19 protein-coding genes and 1 tRNA gene are annotated in these 21,651 nt (G+C 66.9%); 17 read left to right on the top strand and 3 right to left on the bottom strand.

Features of this window, described 5'->3' with window-relative positions; genetic code table 11:
* Positions 1-3 precede the first annotated feature (3 nt).
* The 6 genes from ACP7AR_RS10335 (at position 4) to lysS (ending at position 6,954) form a co-directional block, all read left to right on the top strand.
* Positions 4-1,656, top strand: a complete 1,653-nt coding sequence (locus ACP7AR_RS10335) for an ATP-binding cassette domain-containing protein (RefSeq protein WP_426185383.1) — start codon at positions 4-6, stop codon at positions 1,654-1,656.
* Positions 1,653-2,627, top strand: coding sequence for a S66 peptidase family protein (locus ACP7AR_RS10330; RefSeq protein WP_426185381.1), 975 nt, complete (start codon positions 1,653-1,655; stop codon positions 2,625-2,627). The genes ACP7AR_RS10335 and ACP7AR_RS10330 overlap by 4 nt, the downstream gene beginning before the upstream one ends.
* Complete coding sequence (locus ACP7AR_RS10325) at positions 2,624-3,460, top strand: serine hydrolase (protein WP_426185379.1); 837 nt, start codon at positions 2,624-2,626, stop codon at positions 3,458-3,460. Before ACP7AR_RS10330 ends, ACP7AR_RS10325 begins: the two co-directional genes overlap by 4 nt.
* Positions 3,457-4,509 carry a C45 family autoproteolytic acyltransferase/hydolase gene (locus ACP7AR_RS10320; protein WP_426185377.1) on the top strand — a complete coding sequence of 351 codons (1,053 nt, stop codon included), beginning with the start codon at positions 3,457-3,459 and terminating at the stop codon, positions 4,507-4,509. The genes ACP7AR_RS10325 and ACP7AR_RS10320 overlap by 4 nt, the downstream gene beginning before the upstream one ends.
* Complete coding sequence (locus ACP7AR_RS10315) at positions 4,506-5,321, top strand: serine hydrolase (protein WP_426185375.1); 816 nt, start codon at positions 4,506-4,508, stop codon at positions 5,319-5,321. The genes ACP7AR_RS10320 and ACP7AR_RS10315 overlap by 4 nt, the downstream gene beginning before the upstream one ends.
* A 112-nt stretch (positions 5,322-5,433) precedes the next feature.
* The gene (lysS, locus tag ACP7AR_RS10310; protein WP_426185373.1) at positions 5,434-6,954 is read left to right on the top strand and encodes a lysine--tRNA ligase; all 1,521 of its coding nucleotides are present in this window, start codon (positions 5,434-5,436) and stop codon (positions 6,952-6,954) included.
* A gap of 40 nt (positions 6,955-6,994) precedes the next feature.
* Here lysS and ACP7AR_RS10305 read toward each other — a convergent pair whose 3' ends face one another.
* Positions 6,995-8,122 carry a DUF4192 family protein gene (locus ACP7AR_RS10305; RefSeq protein ID WP_426185371.1) on the bottom strand — a complete coding sequence of 376 codons (1,128 nt, stop codon included), beginning with the start codon at positions 8,120-8,122 and terminating at the stop codon, positions 6,995-6,997.
* Between the two features lie 112 nt (positions 8,123-8,234).
* Between ACP7AR_RS10305 and ACP7AR_RS10300 the strand changes: the two genes are divergently transcribed.
* The 3 genes from ACP7AR_RS10300 to ACP7AR_RS10290 all read left to right on the top strand — a co-directional run bounded on the left by ACP7AR_RS10300 (position 8,235) and on the right by ACP7AR_RS10290 (position 10,810).
* Positions 8,235-8,411: a hypothetical protein gene (locus ACP7AR_RS10300; protein ID WP_426185369.1), complete on the top strand. Its 177-nt coding sequence runs from the start codon at positions 8,235-8,237 to the stop codon at positions 8,409-8,411.
* Between the two features lie 133 nt (positions 8,412-8,544).
* The gene (cls, locus tag ACP7AR_RS10295) at positions 8,545-9,999 is read left to right on the top strand and encodes a cardiolipin synthase (RefSeq protein WP_426187712.1); all 1,455 of its coding nucleotides are present in this window, start codon (positions 8,545-8,547) and stop codon (positions 9,997-9,999) included.
* Positions 10,000-10,054: 55 nt separating this feature from the next.
* Positions 10,055-10,810, top strand: coding sequence for a hypothetical protein (locus ACP7AR_RS10290; RefSeq protein WP_426185367.1), 756 nt, complete (start codon positions 10,055-10,057; stop codon positions 10,808-10,810).
* 22 nt (positions 10,811-10,832) lie between these two features.
* Here the strand turns inward: ACP7AR_RS10290 and ACP7AR_RS10285 are convergent, their stop codons facing one another.
* A complete protein-coding gene (locus tag ACP7AR_RS10285; RefSeq protein ID WP_426185365.1) occupies positions 10,833-11,831 on the bottom strand; it encodes a diacylglycerol/lipid kinase family protein in 999 nt (332 codons plus the stop codon).
* Positions 11,832-11,888: 57 nt separating this feature from the next.
* Here ACP7AR_RS10285 and serS point away from each other — a divergent pair, with 57 nt between their 5' ends.
* The 4 genes from serS to ACP7AR_RS10265 all read left to right on the top strand — a co-directional run bounded on the left by serS (position 11,889) and on the right by ACP7AR_RS10265 (position 15,472).
* Positions 11,889-13,223: a serine--tRNA ligase gene (gene serS, locus ACP7AR_RS10280; RefSeq protein ID WP_426185363.1), complete on the top strand. Its 1,335-nt coding sequence runs from the start codon at positions 11,889-11,891 to the stop codon at positions 13,221-13,223.
* Positions 13,220-14,050 carry an HAD family hydrolase gene (locus ACP7AR_RS10275; RefSeq protein WP_426185361.1) on the top strand — a complete coding sequence of 277 codons (831 nt, stop codon included), beginning with the start codon at positions 13,220-13,222 and terminating at the stop codon, positions 14,048-14,050. Before serS ends, ACP7AR_RS10275 begins: the two co-directional genes overlap by 4 nt.
* Before the next feature lie 44 nt (positions 14,051-14,094).
* Positions 14,095-14,179: transfer RNA gene (locus ACP7AR_RS10270), tRNA-Ser, on the top strand.
* Between the two features lie 54 nt (positions 14,180-14,233).
* On the top strand, positions 14,234-15,472 hold the full coding sequence (locus ACP7AR_RS10265; protein WP_426185359.1) for an LCP family protein: 1,239 nt from the start codon (positions 14,234-14,236) through the stop codon (positions 15,470-15,472).
* Between the two features lie 177 nt (positions 15,473-15,649).
* Here the strand turns inward: ACP7AR_RS10265 and ACP7AR_RS10260 are convergent, their stop codons facing one another.
* Positions 15,650-16,657 (bottom strand): LacI family DNA-binding transcriptional regulator, encoded by a 1,008-nt coding sequence (locus tag ACP7AR_RS10260; RefSeq protein WP_426185357.1) that lies wholly within the window; start codon positions 16,655-16,657, stop codon positions 15,650-15,652.
* Between the two features lie 154 nt (positions 16,658-16,811).
* On the opposite strand from ACP7AR_RS10260, the gene ACP7AR_RS10255 reads away from it, so the two are divergent.
* From ACP7AR_RS10255 to rhaS, 4 genes are read left to right on the top strand one after another with little or no spacing between them, the layout of a single operon-like run.
* On the top strand, positions 16,812-18,341 hold the full coding sequence (locus tag ACP7AR_RS10255; RefSeq protein WP_426185355.1) for a sugar ABC transporter ATP-binding protein: 1,530 nt from the start codon (positions 16,812-16,814) through the stop codon (positions 18,339-18,341).
* Complete coding sequence (locus ACP7AR_RS10250) at positions 18,338-19,363, top strand: ABC transporter permease (RefSeq protein WP_426185353.1); 1,026 nt, start codon at positions 18,338-18,340, stop codon at positions 19,361-19,363. Before ACP7AR_RS10255 ends, ACP7AR_RS10250 begins: the two co-directional genes overlap by 4 nt.
* The gene (locus ACP7AR_RS10245) at positions 19,360-20,412 is read left to right on the top strand and encodes an ABC transporter permease (RefSeq protein ID WP_426185351.1); all 1,053 of its coding nucleotides are present in this window, start codon (positions 19,360-19,362) and stop codon (positions 20,410-20,412) included. Before ACP7AR_RS10250 ends, ACP7AR_RS10245 begins: the two co-directional genes overlap by 4 nt.
* A 55-nt stretch (positions 20,413-20,467) precedes the next feature.
* Positions 20,468-21,511 carry a rhamnose ABC transporter substrate-binding protein gene (gene rhaS, locus ACP7AR_RS10240; protein WP_426185349.1) on the top strand — a complete coding sequence of 348 codons (1,044 nt, stop codon included), beginning with the start codon at positions 20,468-20,470 and terminating at the stop codon, positions 21,509-21,511.
* Positions 21,512-21,651 lie beyond the last annotated feature (140 nt).

Genomic DNA, 21,651 nt, shown 5'->3' with positions numbered 1-21,651 from the left:
CCTATGCCCGATCTGACATTCGAGGACGTCTCGATCACCTACCGCACCTCTGGACGCAATGATCGAGGCGAGGTGCCTGCCGTCACGAAGGTGTCGCTCAGCCTCCCGTCCGGTGGCACTCTGGGCATCGCTGGAGAATCGGGGTCAGGCAAATCCAGCCTGGCCATGAGCGTGCTGCGCCTATTGCCGCGTTCAGCGAAGGTGACGGGCCGCATCCTCATCGGTGACACCGACGTGCAGGCACTGAGTTTCGGACAGCTGCGGGCGCTGCGCTGGGCCGACGCCTCCATCGTCTTCCAGGGCGCCATGCACTCGTTGAACCCCGTGCAGAAGGTCGGCGCCCAGATCCTCGAGGCGCTGCAACTGCACGTCACCGACCGATGGAAGAGCGACAAGGCGCGAGCGGCTCGGGTCAGTGAACTGCTCACAGCGGTGGATCTGCCCCTGCTCAAAGCGGAGTCTTTTCCGCATGAGCTCTCCGGCGGACAGAAGCAGCGGGTCATGATCGCCATGGCACTCGCCTGCGAGCCCGACATCATCATCGCCGATGAGCCGACGACCGCTCTGGACGTGATCGTGCAGAAGCAGATCCTCGACATGATCAGCCGGCTCGTGACAGAGCGCGGGATCTCTCTCCTGATGATCAGCCATGACCTCTCCGTGCTCGCCACAGCCTGCGAGCGCATCGCGATCATGCGCGACGGCGAGCTCGTGGAGCTCGGAGAGGCGCAACAGGTGTGCACCGATCCGACGCATCCGTACACCCGGCAGCTCGCCGAGGCGTTTCCGACCATCGGCGATCAGGCGTCCCGGCTCAAGCCCGTGACACGTAGGGATCGTTCGCAGGTGTCCGACGAGCCTGCCAAGGGCAAGAGCGAGGAGGTGCTTCTGCGCGCACGCGGCCTCAGCGTCACCTACCGCTCTGGGGGCAGCACCATGCGGGCCGTCCGATCCGTCGACCTCGACATCCACCGCGGTGAGATCGTCGCTCTGGTCGGCCAGTCCGGATCGGGCAAGAGCACCTTGGCACGGACATTGATCGGCCTGCAGACCCCGGACGAAGGATCGGTTCTGCAGTTCCGCGGCTCCGACCTTCCGCGCTCGGGCAAAGCGCTGCGTGCTTTCCGCAGCGAGGTGCAGATGGTGCTGCAGGATCCGACCGCGGCGCTCAACCCGAAGCTCAGCGTGTACGAGTCGGTCGCGGAGGGGCTGCGCGTCCAGCGCTACCGCGGCGACGAGCGGGAGCGCGTGGCGCAGAGTCTCACCGATGCCGAACTCACGCCGCCGGAGAAGTACTTCGGGGCGATCCCGCAGGAGCTCTCCGGAGGTCAACGCCAGCGGGCGGTCATCGCCGGTGCGCTCGCCGTCGGCCCGGAGGTCCTGATCGCAGACGAACCCGTCGCGTCACTGGATGCCTCGGTGCGCGGCGAGATCCTCGCGCTGCTGCTGTCGCTGCGCGAGCGGCTCGGCCTCAGCGCCCTGGTCATCACCCACGACCTCGGTCTCGCCTGGAACATCGCCGACACCGTCGCCGTGATGGTCGACGGCGAGATCATCGAGCACGGACCCACCGAGCAGGTACTGCTGGATCCGCAGCATCCCTACACGCGAAAGCTCTTGGCCGCCGCCCCGAGCATCGAGAGGATCAAGGCATGAGCGCGCCGGCGATGCGCGATGCGTACCTCGGCTCCGCCCCGCTGCAGCCGGGCGACACAGTGCGCTTCGTCTCGCCGTCCGGTCCGGGCAAGCCCGACAGCCTCGCTCGTGCGGTGGCGTTCTACGAGGCGTGGGGGCTCAAGGTCATCGTCGGCGATCATGTGCTGCAACCTCACCCACGAGCGACGTACCTGGCCGGCCCGGACGACGTACGTCGACAGGATCTTGTCGAGGCGTGGTCGGACCCCGACACCGACGCCGTCGTGTGCATACGCGGGGGCTACGGTGCGATGAGGCTGCTGGACGGAATCGACTGGGCGGCGATGCGTGAGAGGGCCACGCGGCGCGACGGTCGCCCGAAGCTGCTCACGGGGTCCTCCGACATCACGGCCCTCCACGAGGCGTTCCGCGTGCACCTCGACGTGCCCACGCTGTTCTGCCCGATGGCGGGCAACGATGTGTTCCGTGATTCGGAGCAGGTCCGAGACGACGTTCATCGCTGGCTGTTCGAGGCGTGGGGAGGACGCCGCATCGTCGGTCCGGCCACGGAAGCGCTTGCTGAGGGCGCGGCAGTCGGGCTGTTCACCGGCGGCAACCTCGCCCTGCTCGCGGGGAGCCAAGGGTCGACGGAGGCTGCGGAGTCACCCGACGGCATCCTCTTCCTCGAAGACATCAACGAGGACATCTACCGCCTGGACGGATTCCTGCTGCAACTGCGGCGAGCTGGTCGGCTGAGCGCGGCGTCCGGCATCGTTCTCGGCTCGTGGCACGGGTGCGCCGACCTCGTCGGCGTGCGCGCGCTGATGCACGAGTACCTCGCCGACCTCGGCGTCCCCGTGCTGTGGGAACAGGGCTTCGGACACGATCCCCACGCGCTGAGCGTGCCGCTGAACGTGAAGGGGTCCATGCGCGCCTCGTTCGGCGGAGGAGATCACGGGGTCTCGCTCATGGTCGATGAGGAATCCTCATGAGCATCCCTGTCCCGGCCCTCGACACGCGGGCGCACTGGTCGATCCGGATCGTCGACGCGGTCACCGGCGAGGCGTTGGCGGAGCACGAGCCGGATGCCGTGTGCGAGACGGCGAGCATCGGCAAGGTCTTCCTGCTGATCGAGGTCGCCAGACGGTTGGAGGACGGCCGCCTTCGTGCCGATCAGCGCGTGGAGATCCCGGCGGAGCATGTCGTCGCCGATTCGGGCCTGCTGTACCGGATGCTCGACCAGCGGCTCACAGTGCACGACGCCGCACTCCTCGTCGGCGCGGTCAGCGACAACCTCGCGACCAACGCGCTCATCTCGCTGTGCGGCCTCGATGACGTGCGCTCGGTCGCCGTCGAGCTCGGATACCGCGACACCTCCCTGCACGATTACATCCGCAACGAACGCACCTCCGATATGCCCTGGACGCCGTCATACGGTACTGGTCGGGAACTCGCCGACGTGATGCGCAGGCTCGGCGCGCGCGAGGTCATCTCACCGGCAGTCAGCGAACAGGTCCTCGGATGGCTCGCCGCCGACACCGACACGTCGATGCTCGCCGACGCGTTCCTGCTCGACCCGCTCGCCCACCCCGACGCGGAATACCAGGGCATGCTGCTGCGGCACAAGACGGGCAGCACGAGCTTCGCGAGGATCGACATCGGGTGGTTGCAGGGGCCGGCGGCCACCGTCGCATACGCGGTCGCGGCGAACTGGAAGGACGTACGAGAGGATCTGCGTGCACCGGTCGTCGATGCGATGCGCGTCCTCGGTGAAGGCATCCGTGCGCACGTGACCGGACGCGCCCGCGACGTGGGGGATGAGTGACGCAGATCACGCATCTCGAACCGATCTCCGGGCTCGCCTGGAGCGTGTTCCGTGGCGAGCGGATGGAAGTGATGCACGCTCTCGGCCGAGAGCATGCCGATGCGATCCACGCCTTCCGCTCCCTGCCCGGCGGATCGTGGGAAGCGCAGGTGCGCCGGGCAGACACCGTCGCGGCCGAGCGCCTCGACGCCGTCATCGCGTCGACACGAGCACTGCTGCCCGTCGAATCTCAGGAGCTCGCCTGGATCGCGGAGGACGCGGGCATCGCGGAACGGGATATGTGGGCGCGCAACCTCCGCGGCGACCTGGGGCGTGACGGCACGGGGTGCAGCGACATCGCATTCACCACGGGTGCCGGCGTGGTGATGGGGCACAACGAAGACGGCGACGGCGAACTGCGCGAACATATCCGCGTGGTCACGCTTGACATCGACGGCGACCCCGCCGTGACCGCTGTCTGGTACCCGGGGATGCTGCCGTCCAACGCGTTCGTCACGACGACGGCCGGCCTGGCGTTCGGCATGGACCACGTACCGGTCGTCGCTCCGCAGACCGACGGCGCAGGTCGGCACTTCGTCGCGCGGCATGCGCAGCGTCAGCCGACAGGGGAAGCGGCGCGTGCCGCGCTGTCGCACGTGCCATGCGCCGGTGGATTCGCGTTCGACGTCGCCGACGCCGCGGGGCGGGCCGACCTGATCGAGAACGCGGCCGGTCACGTCGCCTCGGAGACGGGTCGTTACTGCCATACGAACCATCTGCGGCTGCTCGACGGCACCATCGAGGGCCTCGCGGTGTCCGACGACGACGAGTGGCTCGGCGAGAGCAGGACCAGGCTGGGCGTGCTTCGCAGACTCGGAACGCCGACGAGCGCCGTCGGCGTGTTCGACGCGCTGCGCACGCCCGGCGTCCTCGGGCGCTCGGAGGATCTGTGGACCTACGTGACCACGGTGGTCGACACGGCGGCCGATGAGATTCTCCTGCAGGGGAGCGGTTCGCCGTGGCGAGGTCGATGGAGCGCGTTCGCGCGCGGAGAGCGAGTGCAACTGTGACGATCGGCTTCGAGGAGCTGGAGCGGGACTTCCCTGGGCTTTCGATCTCGGCGCTCGCCGCGGACATCGACTCAGGCGTCGAGGTGTTCCGGCACCATCCGGAACGGGTGCTCGACACGGCGAGCGTCGGCAAGATCTTTCTGCTGCATCGTCTGCTCACCGAGACAGACCGCGGCGAGCGCAGCCTCGAGGAGAGGGTGACGCGTCGTCCGGTCGAACAGATCGACAACTCCGGCATCTGGTACCTGCTGCAGCAGGACTCATTGACGCTGTACGACGTGGCTGCGCTCATCGGCGCGACGAGTGACAACGCGGCGACCAACACGCTGTGCCGAGTCATCGGACTGGACGAGGTGCACGCGCACACCCGCGCACTCGGCTACACCCGGTCCGGCCTCGACGACATCGTGCGATGGCCGCTGCCGCCTGGCGCTCCGCGGACGCTGTCGCACGCCAACGCGGAGGAGCTGGTGCGGTTCGTGCGGCGCACCGCCGACCGCGACGATCTCAGCGCCTCCGCCAGCGACACGCTGCAGCGCTGGCTCGGTGCCGGCATGGATCTCTCGATGGTCGCCTCCGCTTTCGGGCTCGATCCTCTCGCGCATTACTACTTCGACCGCGATGTGTGGTTGTGGAACAAGACCGGCACGATCAGCACCGTCCGCGCCGATCTCGGGCTGGTGATGTCGCCGACGAGGAGGCTGGCCTACGCTGTGCTGATCAACTGGGAGCGCGGTGCACCTGCGCGCGACCGCGCGCTCGACGTGATGCGGCAGGCCGGGGTCGCGCTCCGCGCCGAGCTGGAGTCGTGAGCCGGTCGCGTCTGGTCCCAGCGCGGGTCCGCCGCTGGCGCGGGTCTGTCGCCGGGTGAAAACCGGCGGAGCGACCGCCGGTAAACTGGGCAGCGACTTTCAAGGAGCCTTAATGACCGCCGCGCCCGCAGATCAGCCAGACGACACATCCGCCGAGGACATCCACGAGCAGAAGGCCGTTCGTCTCGCCAAGCGCGAACGACTCATCGCGCAGCGGACGGATGCCGCGGGTGGAGCGTTCCCTGTAGCGGTGCCCGTGACTCACACGATCCCTGCGCTGCGCGCCGAGTACGGCGATCTCGAGGCAGGTGCGGAGACCGGAGTGACGGTGGGTGTGGCCGGACGCGTGGTCTTCAGCCGCAACACCGGCAAGCTCTGCTTCGCCACGCTGCAGGCCGGAGACGGCTCACGCCTCCAGGCGATGATCTCGCTCGCCGAGGTCGGCGAGGACTCGCTGGCGCGGTGGAAGGAGTTCGTCGATCTCGGCGACCACGTCTTCGTGCACGGCCAGGTCATCTCCAGCCGCCGCGGGGAGCTGTCGATCATGGCCGACGAGTGGGCGATCGCGTCGAAGGCGATCCTGCCACTGCCGAACGCATACTCGGAACTCAGTGAGGAGGGCCGGGTTCGCAGCCGCTACCTCGACCTCATCGTCCGCGAGCAGGCACGCACCACGGTACGCGCCCGGGCTGCCGTCAACGCGAGCCTGCGTGCGACCTTCGGTTCGCACGACTACCTCGAGGTGGAGACCCCCATGCTGCAGGTGCAGCACGGGGGAGCATCCGCTCGTCCGTTCGTCACCCACTCGAACGCGTTCGACACCGAGCTGTACCTGCGCATCGCGCCGGAGCTCTACCTGAAGCGCGCCGTCGTCGGCGGCATCGAGCGCGTGTTCGAGATCAACCGCAACTTCCGCAACGAGGGCGCTGATTCCACGCACAGCCCAGAGTTCGCGATGCTGGAGGCGTACCAGGCGTACGGCGACTACAACCAGATGGCCGAGCTCACGCAGGAGCTCGTGCAGAAGGCGGCGATCGCGGTCACCGGCTCGACCACGGTCACGTGGGCCGACGGCACCGAGTACGACCTCGGCGGCGAGTGGGACCGCGTCTCGATGTACGAATCGCTCTCGCAGGCCACAGGGCGCACCTTCGCACCCGGCGACGCGGTCGACGGCCTCATCGCCTTCGCCGAGGAGAACGGCGTGGATGTCCCGCCGCACGCCATCCACGGCAAGCTCATCGAGGAGCTCTGGGAGCACTTCGTGAAGGGCGACCTCGTGCGCCCGACGTTCGTGATGGACTTCCCGGTCGACACCTCGCCGCTGGTGCGCGAGCACCGTGCGATCCCGGGCGTCGTGGAGAAGTGGGACCTGTACATCCGCGGCTTCGAACTGGCGACCGGATACTCCGAGCTCGTCGACCCCGTCATCCAGCGCGAGCGTTTCGTAGAGCAGGCGAAGCTCGCCGCGAGTGGAGACGTCGAGGCCATGCGCGTGGACGAGGAGTTCCTGCGGGCGCTCGAGCACGGCATGCCGCCATCGGGCGGGATGGGAATGGGCATCGACCGCCTGCTCATGGCGATCACCGGTCTCGGCATCCGCGAGACGATCCTCTTCCCGCTGGTCAAGTAGCGCACCTCACGCGTCGGGTCTCGACAAGCGGCGCCGGTGATCACCGCTCGAGCGCGTCGCCACGGTGTAACGACCACTCCGGCAGCATCGCCGCGTTGATCATGCTGCCGATGAGGCACGCGAGTGAGTATCCGGGATCGATCTCGCCGACGAGCCGCAGGTAGTGGGCGGCGTGTGAGGAACGGCCGAGCGCCCAGGACAGCCAGGCCGCGGCGGTGAGCGGTGCCGGGCGGGAAGCGCGGGGTGCACGGGCCGCGACGTTGCGTGCGATCGTGAGCGCCACCTTGAGCCGGTCGACGTCCGGGCGAGGACCGCGTCCGAGGAACACCGCGCCCAGATCGTCCGGCACTGTCGTCGCACCTTCGGCGTAGGCGAGCTGCGCGCTCAGGGCGCGCTCGCCGGTGGGCAGGTCGGTCGCCCATTGAAGCAGCGCCACGTCGCGATACCGCGGTCGCTCCATGCACCACAGCAGTGCGGCGGTCGCGAAGGGCGGCAGATTCTCCGGCGAATCGAGCAGGTCCTCGAAGAACAGCGGCAGATCGTCGAGCAGCACGGAGGCGGCGATCGCCTGCGGGTTCGTGCGTGTGTGGTCGGACGGTGCCAGGTGTTCGTGGGCGAGCATGTCGGAGATGTCGAGCAGCGCACGGCCGACCCGCTCCTTCTCCGCCAGGTCGACGACAGGCAGAGCCGAGCCGGAATCCTGGTCGCCGGAGACATCGGCGACCCCGGGGATCGGCGCGGGCTGCGGGATCTCGTCCACCGCACGAAGGACGGGCTCGTCATGCAGGAAACTCGCCCATCCCTCTGGCGTGACGCAGAGCGCATCGACGATGCGCAGCCCGAGGTCGGCGGCGAGTCCGAGCAGTTCGTCGACGACGACGCTCGACGGCAGCACGATCCCGTCCGGGGTGTGCTGCGGTGGCTCATCGGTGTACACCACAACGGCGACGGCATCCGTTCCGCTGACCCGCGAGACCAGACCGATCGCAGTGTCGACGTAGTCGTCGAGTTCTGCATCGTCATGCGGAAGATCGATGCGCATCGCGCCATGGGCACGTGAGTGCCGGAACGGCAGCAGGACGATGCTCTGTCGTGGCGTGAACCCGGCGAGAGCGGGGACGAGGCCGAGGAACTCGGCGGAATCTGTGGCACGGAGGACTGTGTTCATGCCGTGAGTGTGGCGCAGAGTACGGCGCGAGGACGGCCATCCACAGCAGAAGCGGCTCTCTCCGGATGTGCAGGAATAGTGTGGCCGCGCAGCGGCGGCGTACGATGGACGTATGGACGCATTCTGGGTCGCGGCAGCATGGTCGCTTCTGCCGACCATCGGCGTGAGTCTGGTCTTCTTCATCGTGCTGCGGGGCATCATCCGCTCCGATCGCACCGAGCGGAAGGCGCACGCGCAGATCGAGGCCGAGGAGCGCGCGGCGCGCGGTCTTCCGCCCCGCACCTCCTGACCCGCGCGCCGCACTCGGGCGCGCTGAACCAGCGGTATCCGATCGCGCCTGCGGGCTGTGTCCGCCGCACAGACTACGCTGAGGCCTGACGCCGCATTCGGCGAAGGCGCAGTGGATGTCGGGGGTGAGTCGCATGGAGCAGTGGCCGTGGTGGGTTTTCGGCATCGCCATCGTCATCGACATCGCGATCCGCATCACCGCGATCATCGTCATCCCGCGCAATCGCCGACCGACCGCCGCCATGGCGTGGCTGCTCGCCGTGTTCTTCATCCCCTACATCGGCGTGATCCTCTTCCTCGTGATCGGCAATCCGCGGTTGCCGCGAGCGCGACGGCGCAAGCAGGATCAGATCAATGCCTACATCGCCGAGACCAGTGATCAGCTGCACTTCGGGACTCTGCGGCCGAACGCTCCAGAATGGTTCCCTCCTCTCGTCGCGATGAACCAGAAGCTGGGTGCGCTGCCGATCTCGGGCGACAACGGCGCCCATCTGATCAGTGACTATCAGCGATCACTGGATGAGATGGCGGACGCCATCCGCACTGCCGATGACTACGTTCATGTCGAGTTCTACATTCTGCAGTCGGACGTCTCGACGGATAATTTCTTCCGCGCACTCGAAGAGGTCGCGGCCAGGGGCGTCACCGTGCGTGTGCTGCTCGACCACTGGGCGAACCGGTGGAAGCCCCGCTACCGCAAGACAGTCAACCGGCTGAATGCGATGGGCGCGGATTGGCACCTCATGCTGCCGATGCAGCCTCTCAAGTGGCGCATGCAGCGCCCAGACCTGCGCAATCACCGCAAGCTGCTCGTCGTCGACGGAACTGTCGCGTTCGTCGGGTCGCAGAACGTCACAGATTCCACCTACAACCTTCCGAAGAACATCAAGCGCGGGCTGCACTGGGTCGACCTGATGGTTCGTGTCGACGGACCGGTCGTCCTCGCCGTCAACGCGATCTTCCTCAGCGACTGGTACAGCGAGACCGACGAGGTGCTCAGCGAGATCGACATCACGCAGGCTGAGATCGGCAGTGGAGATCTGGACTGTCAGATCGTGCCGTCCGGCCCCGGCTACGAGGTCGAGAACAACCTGCGTCTCTTCCTCGCACTCCTCTACGCTGCCCGCGAGAAGATCATGATCGTGAGCCCTTATTTCGTGCCGGACGAAGCGCTGCTGCTCGCAGTCAGCGCTGCGAGCGACCGTGGCGTCGCCGTGGAGCTGTTCGTGTCGGAGGAGGGCGATCAGGCGGTCGTGTATCACGCACAGCGCAGCTACTACGAGGCGTTGCTGCGCGCGGGCGTGCGCATCTGGATGTACCGCAGGCCGTACATCCTGCACACGAAGAGCCTCACGATCGATGACGAGGTCGCCGTCATCGGCTCCAGCAACATGGACATGCGCTCCTTCGGCCTGAACCTCGAGATCTCGATGCTGGTGCGTGGCGAGGAATTCGTCGCCGAGATGCGCGCGGTCGAAGACGAGTACCGCGCATTCAGTCGCGAGCTCACCCTCGAGGAGTGGCTGCAGCAACCGCTGCGCTCCACGGTGCTCGACAACCTCGCCAGACTCACCTCCGCGCTGCAGTGATCGCGGTCCTGCGCCGACACTGACGCAACGGCCCGGCGACAGCTAATCTGAGGGCATGACCACCCCACTGCGCCTCGTCCTGGCCGCATCGACCGCGCTCGCCGCTGCCCTCCTCGTCGCAGGTTGCGCCTCGTCACCTGGATCGCCGGCACCGACCAGCAGTGCGACGTCGGGCGGCTCGGGCAGCTCGACCGCGCCGACGGACGACGATGACGTGGAGGCGGCGTGGCTCGACGACGGCCGCATGTTCGCCATCGTCACCTGGGGCTCGTCGACCTGCGTCCCGATCGTGGATGAGGTCACCGGTGACGGGCAGACCGTGACGGTGTCTCTGGTCGACCCGCCGAGCTCAGACGGCGCTGAGAAGGCGTGCACCTCCGATCTCGCACCGCGTGCGAGCGTAGGGGCCGTCCCCGAAGGGGTGGATCCGACACAGGATGTCGAGTTCATCGTCACGGTCGACGATGTGACCGACGACGTCGACCTCGACGGGAATCCTGCGCTCAAGGCCGCGCCCGGCAGCTCGACCGATTACGCGCCGAGTGCCGGCTGGTTCGACGACGAGGGCGCCGTTCTGCTCACGTGGGGTTCATCGACCTGCGTACCCGTCGTCGAGAAGGTCGAAGAGCAGGCCGGTGGTGCGACCGTCACCTTCGTGACCCAGGACGGCGCGTGCACGATGGACATGGTGCCGCGTGCGACGGTGCTCGGGTTCAGTGACGAGGGAGACGACAGCGATGACGACGGTGAATTCGTGCTCACGCTCGTCGGCGACAATCTCGACGCGACGGTGACCGTGCACAGAGGCTGACGCCGCTCGGTGCGGCTCGTCCCTACAGCGACTCCACGGGGTGGCCCTCGGGCAGAGCCAGCAGCAGCGCGCCGGGAGCGATACGGCATCGGATGCGCACGGCTTCGCCGAATCCGTCGCCGTCGAGTTCGATCGGTGTCGGCTGCGTGGCGGCGGCTTCTGCGACCTTTCCATGCAGATAGCGCACCGATGCGTCCCTGCCCCGGCGCTGCAGGACCAGCCGTCCGGCACGGAACCTGCGCAGCACCGAGTTGTCCCACCAGATCTTGCGCCAGACGCCGAGCCAGCCGAACGGACCGGTCGGCTGGATGATCGCGACATCCATCTCGCCGTCGGCGATGGATGCGGACGGGATCAGCGCGATCCCGGCAGGCAGCGTGCCGCAGTTCGCGAAGAGCACGCTGTGCACCTTGGTCGAATGCAGGCGGGACTCGTCCATCTGATAGACGATGCGGAACGGTTTCGCGTTCGGCAGTGACCGAGCGGCCCCGTCGACGTAGGCGACCCATCCGACCGACTTCTTCAGATCGGGTCGTGTGTTCGCGATCATGTCGGCGTCAAGGCCGATGCCGGCGAGCACCACGAAGGCATGCTCGGTCGTCTCCCCACCCACTCTGGTGAGCGCGGCCCAGCCGATGTCGATCGGATACCGGAAGTCGCCGAGAGCGGCTCGGATCATCGCCTCAGGGGCGGCGAGGGGCAGCCCCAGATTGCGGGCCAGGAGGTTGCCCGTGCCACTCGGGACGATCGCCAGGGGTATACCGGTACCCGCCATCGCCTCAGCGACTGCGCGAACCGTGCCGTCTCCGCCGGCGACGAGCACGACATCGGCGCCATGGGCGATGGCCGATCGAGCCGCATCCTGCCCGGCATCCTCGAGCGTGGTCTCGTGGAACGACGGCGGTGACCAGCCTGCGTCCTTCGACATTTCGCGCACGGCTGCGCGCAGGCGCTTCTCGTCGACCTTGATGGGGTTGTAGACGAGGGCGGCGTGACTCTCTCGCGAGGCGCTCTTCCTCATGCCGCTCACTCTACGGGCCGCCTCGGTGCCTGAGGGCGCGCCCAGTAGACTTGGCTGATGATCGACCTCGCTCTTCTCCGCGACCAGCCCGACATCGTCCGCCGCTCGCAGATCGCGCGCGGCCACGACGCCGCCACCGTCGACCAGGCGCTCGAGGCCGACCGAGCGCGACGGGCTGCGTTGAGCACGTTCGAAGATCTGCGCGCCGAGCAGAATGCGTTCGGAAAGCAGGTCGCGAAGGCTCCCAAGGAGGACAAGGCCGCCCTCGTCGCCCAGGTGAAGGAACTCGCCGAGCGTGTGAAGCACGCGCAGCAGGCCGCGAACGAGGCAGCGGATGCCGCGGCATCCGCCCTCGCTCTCATCGAGAACGTCGTGATCGACGGCGTGCCTGCCGGCGGCGAAGAGGACTTCGTCGAGTTGCGCCGCGTCGGCGAAGCGCCGACCTTCGACCCCGCTGCCTTCCCTGACGGACCGCGCGACCATCTCGAGATCGGCGAGCTGCTCGGCGCGATCGACATGGAGCGCGGCGTGAAGGTGTCCGGCTCGCGGTTCTACTTCCTCCGCGGCATCGGTGCCCGCCTCGAGATCGCCTTGATGAACATGGCGCTCGACAAGGCACTGCAGAACGATTTCGTGCCGATGATCACCCCGACGCTCGTGCGCCCGGAGATCATGCAGGGCACCGGATTCCTCGGCGAGCACGCGGACGAGGTCTACCACCTCGACAAGGACGACGACCTGTACCTGGTCGGCACCAGCGAGGTCGCTCTCGCCGGATACCACAAGGACGAGATCGTCGATCTCTCTGGCGGAGCACTGCGCTACGCGGGCTGGTCGACCTGTTACCGCCGCGAGGCGGGCTCCTATGGCAAGGACACCCGCGGCATCATCCGCGTGCACCAGTTCAACAAGCTCGAGATGTTCGTCTACACGAATCAGGAGGACGCCGAGGCGGAGCACCTGCGCCTCGTCGCTCTTCAGGAGGAGATGCTCACTGCCCTCGGGTTGTCCTACCGGGTGATCGACGTCGCCGCAGGCGACCTCGGATCGAGCGCCGCGCGCAAGTACGACATCGAGGCATGGGTGCCGACCCAGGGCGCGTTCCGCGAGCTCACCTCGACCTCGAACTGCACGACGTTCCAGGCTCGTCGCCTGGATGTGCGGCACCGTCCCGCGGCGGAGGACGGCGCCGCATCGAAGACACAGCATGTCGCGACTCTGAACGGCACGCTCGCGACGACCCGATGGATCGTCGCGCTGCTGGAGACGCACCAGCAGCCGGACGGCTCCGTCGTCGTGCCTGAGGCACTGCGGCCGTATCTCGGCGGACTGGAAGTGCTGGAGCCGACCCTCCGGCAGGCGCAGGGATCGATTCGGCAGGCGGCGAAGTGACGGCTGCCTGGCTGGTCGGCCTCGACGTCGACGGCACGATCATCCTTCAGGACGAGACGATGAGCCCCGGTGTTCCGGAGGCCGTCGCCCGCGTGCGCGACGCAGGCCACTTCGTGACGATCGCCACAGGACGCAGCTGGATGGGTACCGAGCGCTGGGTGGATGAGCTCGAGATCACTCCCGAATTCGTGGTGTGCTCGAACGGCGCCGTCACGATGCGTCGTGTGGGAGACGCCTGGGAGCGATGGCACGTCGAGACGTTCGACCCGACCGCTGTGCTCGCACTGCTCACTGAGCGGCTGCCCGAGGCGCACTACATGGTCGAACTCGCAACAGGGCAGCGCCTGTTCACGGGTGAACTCGACGACTGGACGCTGGGAGACGGACGTCTGGTCGAACTCGACGAACTCGGTGCGGAGCCGGTCTCTCGTGTCGTCGTCGTCTCGCCTGGACACAGCGAGGACGACTTCCACCGGCTGGTCGCGGATGCCGGGCTCAACGAGGTCTCGTATGCGATCGGCTGGACGGCGTGGCTGGACATCGCCCCGCAGGGCGTGGACAAGGGAACGGCTCTGGAGCGCGTCCATGCCGCACTCGGCATGGAAGGCGGCAACGTGTTCGTCGCCGGGGACGGACGCAACGACCTCGGCATGTTCGGCTGGGCGCTCAGCGTCGGAGGCCGCGCCGTGGCGATGGGCCAGGCGGTCGACGAGGTCAAGGATGCCGCCGGAGAGGTCACCGCAGACGTCGCAGACGGCGGGCTCGCGCTCGCACTGGACACGCTGCTGCGCCATCCAGCGGTCCCTCAGGTGGGGACGACAGAATGAAACCGGCTAGACTCGACCACTGATCGACGGATTCGTCTGTCGATGGAGGGTTGTCCGAGCGGCCGATGGAGCTGGTCTTGAAAACCAGTGGGCAGAGATGTCTCGTGGGTTCGAATCCCACACCCTCCGCAGAGAACTGACTGCGGTACCCCTGAGCACTGCAACAGACTCGAAAGGCATTGAGTGAGCGAGAAGATCCGTCGCCGCAGGACTGTGGCCCGCCACGGTCAACTGCGGTCTCCGGGCCCGATCAGCCAGCTCCTCAAGATCATCGGCGTCGCGCTCGCCGTCGTGCTGGTGAGCGGTGTGAGCGTCAGTGCCTTCGTGGTGAGCGATCTCTACGGGACTGCCACGGCCGGGGCCGTCGAGCTCGAGGGGCAGCAGCCGGTGCCGCCGGACATCAGCGAGTACGAGGGCGGCTTCGACATGCTGCTCGTCGGCACGGACAGCTGCGAAGACGCGTATGCGCACCTGTTCGGGGATCGGTGCTCGGGTTCGGATTCCGAGGGCAACCTCAACGACGTGAACATCCTCCTGCACGTGTCGGAGGAGCCTCGTCGCATCACGGCGGTCAGCTTCCCGCGCGATCTCATGCTCCCGATTCCGGAGTGCACACGCGAGGACGGCAGCACGACCTCGGCGATGAGCAAACAGCCGCTCAACAGCGCGTACATGGATGGCGGCCTGAACTGCGTCGCCAAGACGATCGCGGAAGAGACCGGTCAGGACATCGAGTTCGCGGCATCCGTCACCTTCGGCGGCGTGATCGAGATCACCAACGCCATCGGCGGCGTCGACGTCTGCCTCGCGACTCCCATCAAGGACCGCTACACCGGACTCGACATGGCGGCCGGAACCCACACGGTCATGGGGCTCGAGGCGCTGCAGTTCCTGCGGACTCGCCACGGCGTCGGCGACGGCAGCGACCTCGGTCGGATCGGCAATCAGCAGCAGTACATGTCGAGCCTGTCGCGCAAGCTCATCAGCAGCGAGGTCCTCGGCAACATCCCGACCATGCTGCGATTGGCCAACACGGCGCTCAGCAACCTCGAGGCCAGCACGTCGCTGACCAATCCGATGACGATCGTGCAGGTCGCCCTCGCAGTGAAGGATGTTCCGTTCGAGGACATCGTCTTCCTGCAGTACCCGACCTATGAGGATCCGGACGACCGGAACAAGGTCGTGGCGGACACACAGTCCGCGCAGACCATGTGGGACGCGATCAACGCGAACCAGCAGCTGCAGATCACGCACGAGAACACGGAGAACGACGGCGTCGTCGTGCAAGAGCCCGAGACCCCGGCGCCGGACGAGACCGCGGGCGAGACACCAGCGCCGTCCGATACGGCTGTCGCCCTGCCCGACTCCATCAAGGGCAACTCGGCCGCTCAGCAGACCTGCTCCAACGGCAACGTCCGCTAGACAGGCCCATCGCGGGAGGTGTCGCTCGTGGTCGCGTCAAGTCATATTTGGCGGCCATTTGTGACACCGGTCGGGTATGCCGCTCGCGGGAGTTGTCCCTCGTGGTAGTTCGCACATGCACATGACGGCGATCTGCGACACCGGTCGAAACGTCGGACGCAGCCGTGAAGGGCTAAGTCAGCCGGTGGTCGACCGGCGGATCACGAGTTCGGGCGGGAAGACGGTCTGACGGGGGATGCTGTCCGGATCGGCTGCTTCCTCCAACACGATCCGCAGCGCGGTGCGACCGATCACCCGACTCGGCTGGCGGATCGACGACAGCGGCACAGCGGCGGCCGCGGCGAACGGGATGTCGTCGAATCCGATGATCGCGATCTCGTCCGGCACCAGCATCCGGCCTCCCGCGACGAGCGATTGCAGCAGGCCGAGGGCGAGCAGATCGTTCGAGGCGAACAGGGCATCCGGCCACTCCCGCCGAGGCCGGGCGAGGATACGGCTCCCTGCCGCCGCACCCTCCTCGACCGTCATCGCCGCGGTGGCGACGACTTCGAGGTCGACACGCGTCGTGGCGTTCTCCGCCGCGGCCCTGGCCCCGGCGAGCCTGTCGGTCACCTGTCGCATGTCGAACGGTCCGCCGACGAAGGCGATGCGCCGCCGGCCGCTCTCGATGAGATGCTCCACGGCGAGACGGCCCCCGGCGACGCTGTCGACCGACACTGACGAGAAGTCGCTGTCTGCGCTGAACCGGTCGACGAGCACCGTGGCGATGCCGGAGGAGCGGAAGCGACGCAACTGCGTCATCACGTCGCCGTACGGCGCGATGAGCAGGCCGCGCACCTGCTGCTCCCGGAACAGATCGAGGTAGACCTTCTCCCGCGACGGGTCCTCATCGGTGTTTCCGTACAGGATGGCGATGCCGTGACGAGTGGCCTCATCCTCGGCGCCGCGAACGACGTCGTTGTAGAACGGGTTCTGTCCGTCGAGGACGACGAAACCCACGGTCGTGCTGATGCCGGCGCGAAGTTTGCGGGCCGCGTCGTTGCGCACGTACCCCAGCTGTTCGATCGCCTCACTCACACGCTGCACCGAATCGGCGGAGACCTCTTCCGGGCGGTTCAGGACGTTGGAGACGGTTCCGACCGAGACACCGGCGCGCAGTGCGACATCACGGATGCTCACCGACACGGCCTCACCTCTCCTCATTGATCGGATCACGATTCGGTCACCATGGTGTTGACCTCGTGGCGTAGTTTCATACACTAGCTTGAAACGTACCTGAATCGATTCATGTAAATTCAGTCTCGGATCAATCGATCCCCTCAACGGAGAGGACGCGCCAGTGGCCGTCGAAGTCGAGAACCGCAGCCCAGCGGATGCCGCGCTGGAACTGCATCGCGTCGTGAAGTCCTTCGGGCCGGTGGTGGCGCTGCGCTCCGGCAGCCTGACGCTGCGCTCGCAGTCGATCCACGCGCTCATCGGCGAGAACGGTGCAGGCAAATCCACACTCGTGAAGATCATGGCCGGCCTGTACCGGCGCGACTCCGGCGAGTTCCGTCTGCACGGCGACGACGTCGACTTCACCAGCACCGCGCAGTCCAAGGCGGCGGGCATCGCCGTGATCTACCAGGAACCGACGCTGTTCCCCGATCTCTCGGTCACCGAGAACATCTTCATGGGCAGGCAGCCGACGAACGCGATCGGCCGCATCGACCGCAGATCCATGCGCCAGGAGGTCGAGCAGATTTTCCAGCGTCTCGGAGTCGCTCTCGACCCCGAGCGGATCACCGAAGGCCTCTCGATCGCTGATCAGCAGATCATCGAGATCGCCAAGGCGATCTCGCTCGATGCCAGTGTCCTCATCATGGACGAGCCGACCGCAGCGCTCAGCGGGGTCGAGGTCGAGCGACTCTTCGCTGTCGCGCGCAGCCTCCGCGATGAGGGCCGCGCGGTGCTCTTCATCTCGCACCGCTTCGATGAGGTGTTCGCCTTGTGTGACACGGTCACCGTGATGCGCGACGGCGCGTACATCAGCACCACCCCGATCGCCGAGACCACCGTCGACGAACTCGTCCGCCAGATGGTCGGCCGAGACGTCACGGAGCTCTTCCCCAAGCAGACGGTTCCGATCGGAGAGCCGTTGCTCGAAGTGAGCGGACTCACGAGCCCCGGTGTCTTCCACGACATCTCGTTCAACGTGCGGGCGGGCGAGATCGTCGCCCTTGCCGGGCTCGTCGGCGCAGGGCGCAGTGAGGTCGCCCGCGCCCTGTTCGGCGTCGACGCATATCGCGAGGGTGAAGTGCGGATGCTCGGCCAGACCGTACCGCGCCGGAGCCCCACACACGCCATGCGCGCTGGGCTCGCCCTCGTGCCGGAGGATCGGCGCAAGCAGGGGCTCGTGATCGAGTCCGGGGTCGGCAGCAACATCACGATGGCGATCCGCGGCAGACTCGCGAAGTTCGGCCTCCTGACCACCGGTATGGAGAACAGCGCCTCGAAGGAGTGGGCGAGCAGGCTCGAGGTCAAGGCGCACGCGCTCGACACCGTCTCATCGACGCTCTCCGGCGGCAACCAGCAGAAAGTCGTCCTCGCGAAGTGGTTGGCGACGCACCCGCGCGTGCTCATCATCGATGAACCGACGCGAGGCATAGACGTCGGCACCAAAGCGGAGGTGCACCGGCTGCTGTCACAGCTCGCAGGCGAAGGCATGGGCATTCTCATGATCTCCTCGGAGCTCCCTGAGGTGCTGGGAATGGCCGACCGCGTGCTCGTCATGCGCGAAGGGCGCATCACCGCCGAGATCGGTCGCGCCGAGGCGACCAGTGAGAACGTGATGTTCGCCGCAACGCATGCAACGGAGCTCCACTCGTGACCAGCACCACTTCGATCCGGCGTTCCGGACTCGGCAAGGCCATCGGCGGCGTCGGGCGTGCACGGGAGTTCGGCATCCTGATCGCCCTGGCCCTCGTCGTCATCGCGGCGACGGCGAAGAACCCGAATTTCCTGTTCAGCGCCGATGGATGGCGCGACCTGCTGCTGACTCCTTCGATCCTCGTGCTCGTCGCAGTCGGACAGGCGATCGTCATCATCACCCGCAACGTCGACCTCTCGGTGGGCTCGGTGATGGGTCTGACCGCCTATCTCACCGGCCGGTTGTTCATCGACATCCCCGGCATCCCGATCATCATCGTCGTCATCGCTGCGGTGGTCTTCGGCGCATTGCTCGGGCTCGTGAACGGCGCGCTGGTCGCCTTCGCCAAGGTGCCGGCCATGGTGATCACACTCGGCACGCTGTATGCCTATCGCGGTATCAACGTGCTCTGGGCAGGAAGCGACAGGGTCAACGCCTCCGACATGCCCAAGGACTTCCTGGGACTCGGAACGGCTCAGCTCATCGGCATCCCCGTATTGGCGATCGTCGCGTTGATCGTCCTGGCGATCGCCGCCTGGTACATGCGCAACACGCGAGCCGGGCGCGAGTACTACGCGATCGGTTCCGACCCTGCCGCGGCAGAGCTGTACGGGCTCAAAGTCACGCGACGTCTGCTCACCGCGTTCGTGCTCTCCGGTGCTCTGGCCGGACTCGCTGGCGTCTTCTACGCCGCCCGCTACGGATCCGTCAGCTCGCAGGCGGGCGCTGGATGGGAACTGGATGCCGTAGGTGCGGCCGTGATCGGAGGCATCGCCATCACCGGCGGGGTCGGGTCGGTCTGGGGTGCCGCCATCGGAGCGATGCTGCTGATGACGATCAACCGAGCGCTGCCGATCCTCGGCATCCAGGACTTCTGGCAGCGGGCCGTCGTCGGCGCGCTCATCATCGGCGCCATCGTGCTAGACCGGCTGCTCGCGGTCAGACAGAAACGGCGACTCATCGAGGCGAGGGACGAATCATGACCGCCACCACGGCCACGGCCACGACCCGCGTCATCCGGGAACACGACCGGCCCCTCTGGCAACGGCTGCTGCTCACCAGGGAGATGGCGATCGTCGCGCTGCTCATCGTCGTGATCGTCGTCGCGATGACGACGGTGAAGGGGTTCGCGCAGCCGATCACACTGAACTATCTGCTGCTGGACGTCGCGCCGATCCTGCTCATCGCGCTGCCCATGGCATTGATCATGGTCACCGGCGAGATCGACCTGTCGGTGGGCAGCATGGTGGGTCTCGCGAGCGTCGTGACGGGCGTGCTCACACAGGCGGGCGCCCCGTTCGAAGTCGCAGCCCTGGCCGCCCTCGCCGTCGGTGTGGTCGGAGGGGCTGTCAACGGTTTCCTGGTGACCGTGGTCGGACTGCCCTCGCTCGCGGTGACCATCGGAACCCTCGCACTGTTCCGCGGACTCGCCGTCGGCCTGCTGGGCACCACGGCGGTCACCGACTTTCCCGAGATGTGGACGGCGCTGGCCAAGGCGAAGATCGCAGGAACCACGATTCCGTACATCACCGTGCCATTCCTCGTTCTTCTCGTGATCTTCGTGGTGCTGTTGCACTTCACGCCGTTCGGCCGTGGCATCTACGCGATCGGCCTGTCGAAGGATGCTGCGCGATTCTCGGGTGTGCACGTGGAGCGGACGAAGTTCATCCTGTTCGTGCTCGCCGGCGTCGTCGCCGCCTTCGCGGGGATCTTCTTCACGCTGCGCTTCGGCAGCGCCCGGGGTGACAACGCCACCGGCCTCGAGCTTCAGGTCATCGCCGCAGTGGTCCTCGGCGGAGTATCGGTGTTCGGAGGGCGGGGGCAACTGCACGGTGTCGTCGCCGCTGTGCTCTTGATCGGTGTGCTCTCCAGCGCGCTGCGCCTCGCGAATGTGACGTCCGACGTCATCAACATCATCACCGGCGGTCTTCTGGTCGCGTCCGTGGTGGCAGCCAGCCTGCTCGCCTGGGCGCAGAGAGTGCGTGCGAAGGCAGGCCCACCGCTTCGTTCCGCAGCCGCGTCGACCCCTTGAGATCGCTCTCTTGCCATCGGCATCCGCCTGTGGCAGCCCCACGAAAGGAAGAACAATGAAGTTTGCACGCAAGCGCGTCACGGCTTTCGCGGCTGTCGCCGTGGCCGCGGCTCTGGTCCTGACCGGATGCGCCGACACCGGCACAGGCTCGGGTGGCGACGGCGGCGGAGCCGAGGGTGGCTCCGACAACCTCGCCATCACATTCCTGCCCAAGAACCTCGGCAACCCGTACTTCGACACGTCGAGCAAGGGTGGCAAGACCGCCGTCGAAGAACTCGGCGGTACCTTCGCCGAGGTCGGCCCGGCGGAGGTGACGCCCGATGCTCAGGTGAGCTACATCAACACGGCCACACAGCAGGGCGTCGGTGCGCTGGTGGTGTCCGCTAACGACCCGAAGGCCATCTGCGACGCACTGAATGAAGCACGCGACGCCGGCGTCAAGGTCGTCACGTTCGATTCCGACACCAACCCCGACTGCCGCGACCTGTTCATCAACCAGGCCGATTCCGAGGGCATCGCGAAGGTGCAGGTAGACCTCATCGCCGAGCAGATCGGCGGCGCGGGCGAGATCGCCGTGCTGTCTGCTTCGGCGAACGCGACGAACCAGAACGCCTGGATCGCCCTGATGGAGGAGTACCTCGCGAGCGACTACCCCGACATCACGCTCGTCGAGACGGTCTATGGCGATGACGACGACCAGACCTCGTTCGACAAGACTGCAGCACTGCTGCAGACGCACCCGAACCTGAAGGGCATCATCTCGCCCACGACGGTCGGCATCGCCGCTGCGGCGCGGTACCTGTCGACGTCGGACTACAAGGGCACGGTCGCGCTCACTGGCCTCGGCACGCCGAACCAGATGCGCGAATACGTCGAAGACGGCACTGTCACCGCGTTCGCGCTGTGGAACCCGGAAGAGCTCGGATACCTGTCTGCGTATGCGGCTGCCGCGCTCATCCAGGGCGACATCACCGGCGCCGAAGGCGACACCTTCGAGGCAGGCGACCTCGGCGAGTACACGGTCGGGGCGGACGGCACCGTCCTGCTCGGCGACCCGTTCGAGTTCAACGCCGACAACATCGGCGACTTCGACTTCTGAGTCGTGCAGGACGCCCGGTCGCTCGCGCGGTCGGGCGTCCTGCTGTGTGCGGACCCCGGCGCTCGAGGTGGCGCTGTTGGTCGCCTTCGGGCAGGTTTGGCGGCATCCAGTGACACCCTTCCGGAGCGCCTGTCACTCGA

The organism is Microbacterium sp. TWP3-1-2b2 (genome assembly GCF_049896145.1).
In the GTDB taxonomy this organism is placed as follows: Bacteria; Actinomycetota; Actinomycetes; order Actinomycetales; family Microbacteriaceae; genus Microbacterium.
The sequence above is the reverse complement of the archived record's forward strand: the minus strand, read 5'-3'. Positions and strand labels throughout refer to the sequence as shown.

Excerpts from the sequence above, each read along its gene's own strand:
- ACP7AR_RS10335 (WP_426185383.1), top strand. The coding sequence starts at position 4 with ATGCCCGATCTGACATTCGAGGACGTCTCGATCACCTACCGCACCTCT.
- ACP7AR_RS10330 (WP_426185381.1), top strand. The coding sequence starts at position 1,653 with ATGAGCGCGCCGGCGATGCGCGATGCGTACCTCGGCTCCGCCCCGCTG.
- ACP7AR_RS10325 (WP_426185379.1), top strand. The coding sequence starts at position 2,624 with ATGAGCATCCCTGTCCCGGCCCTCGACACGCGGGCGCACTGGTCGATC.
- lysS (WP_426185373.1), top strand. The coding sequence starts at position 5,434 with ATGACCGCCGCGCCCGCAGATCAGCCAGACGACACATCCGCCGAGGAC.
- ACP7AR_RS10305 (WP_426185371.1), bottom strand. The coding sequence starts at position 8,122 with ATGAACACAGTCCTCCGTGCCACAGATTCCGCCGAGTTCCTCGGCCTC.
- ACP7AR_RS10300 (WP_426185369.1), top strand. The coding sequence starts at position 8,235 with ATGGACGCATTCTGGGTCGCGGCAGCATGGTCGCTTCTGCCGACCATC.
- cls (WP_426187712.1), top strand. The coding sequence starts at position 8,545 with ATGGAGCAGTGGCCGTGGTGGGTTTTCGGCATCGCCATCGTCATCGAC.
- ACP7AR_RS10290 (WP_426185367.1), top strand. The coding sequence starts at position 10,055 with ATGACCACCCCACTGCGCCTCGTCCTGGCCGCATCGACCGCGCTCGCC.
- ACP7AR_RS10285 (WP_426185365.1), bottom strand. The coding sequence starts at position 11,831 with ATGAGGAAGAGCGCCTCGCGAGAGAGTCACGCCGCCCTCGTCTACAAC.
- serS (WP_426185363.1), top strand. The coding sequence starts at position 11,889 with ATGATCGACCTCGCTCTTCTCCGCGACCAGCCCGACATCGTCCGCCGC.
- ACP7AR_RS10245 (WP_426185351.1), top strand. The coding sequence starts at position 19,360 with ATGACCGCCACCACGGCCACGGCCACGACCCGCGTCATCCGGGAACAC.
- rhaS (WP_426185349.1), top strand. The coding sequence starts at position 20,468 with ATGAAGTTTGCACGCAAGCGCGTCACGGCTTTCGCGGCTGTCGCCGTG.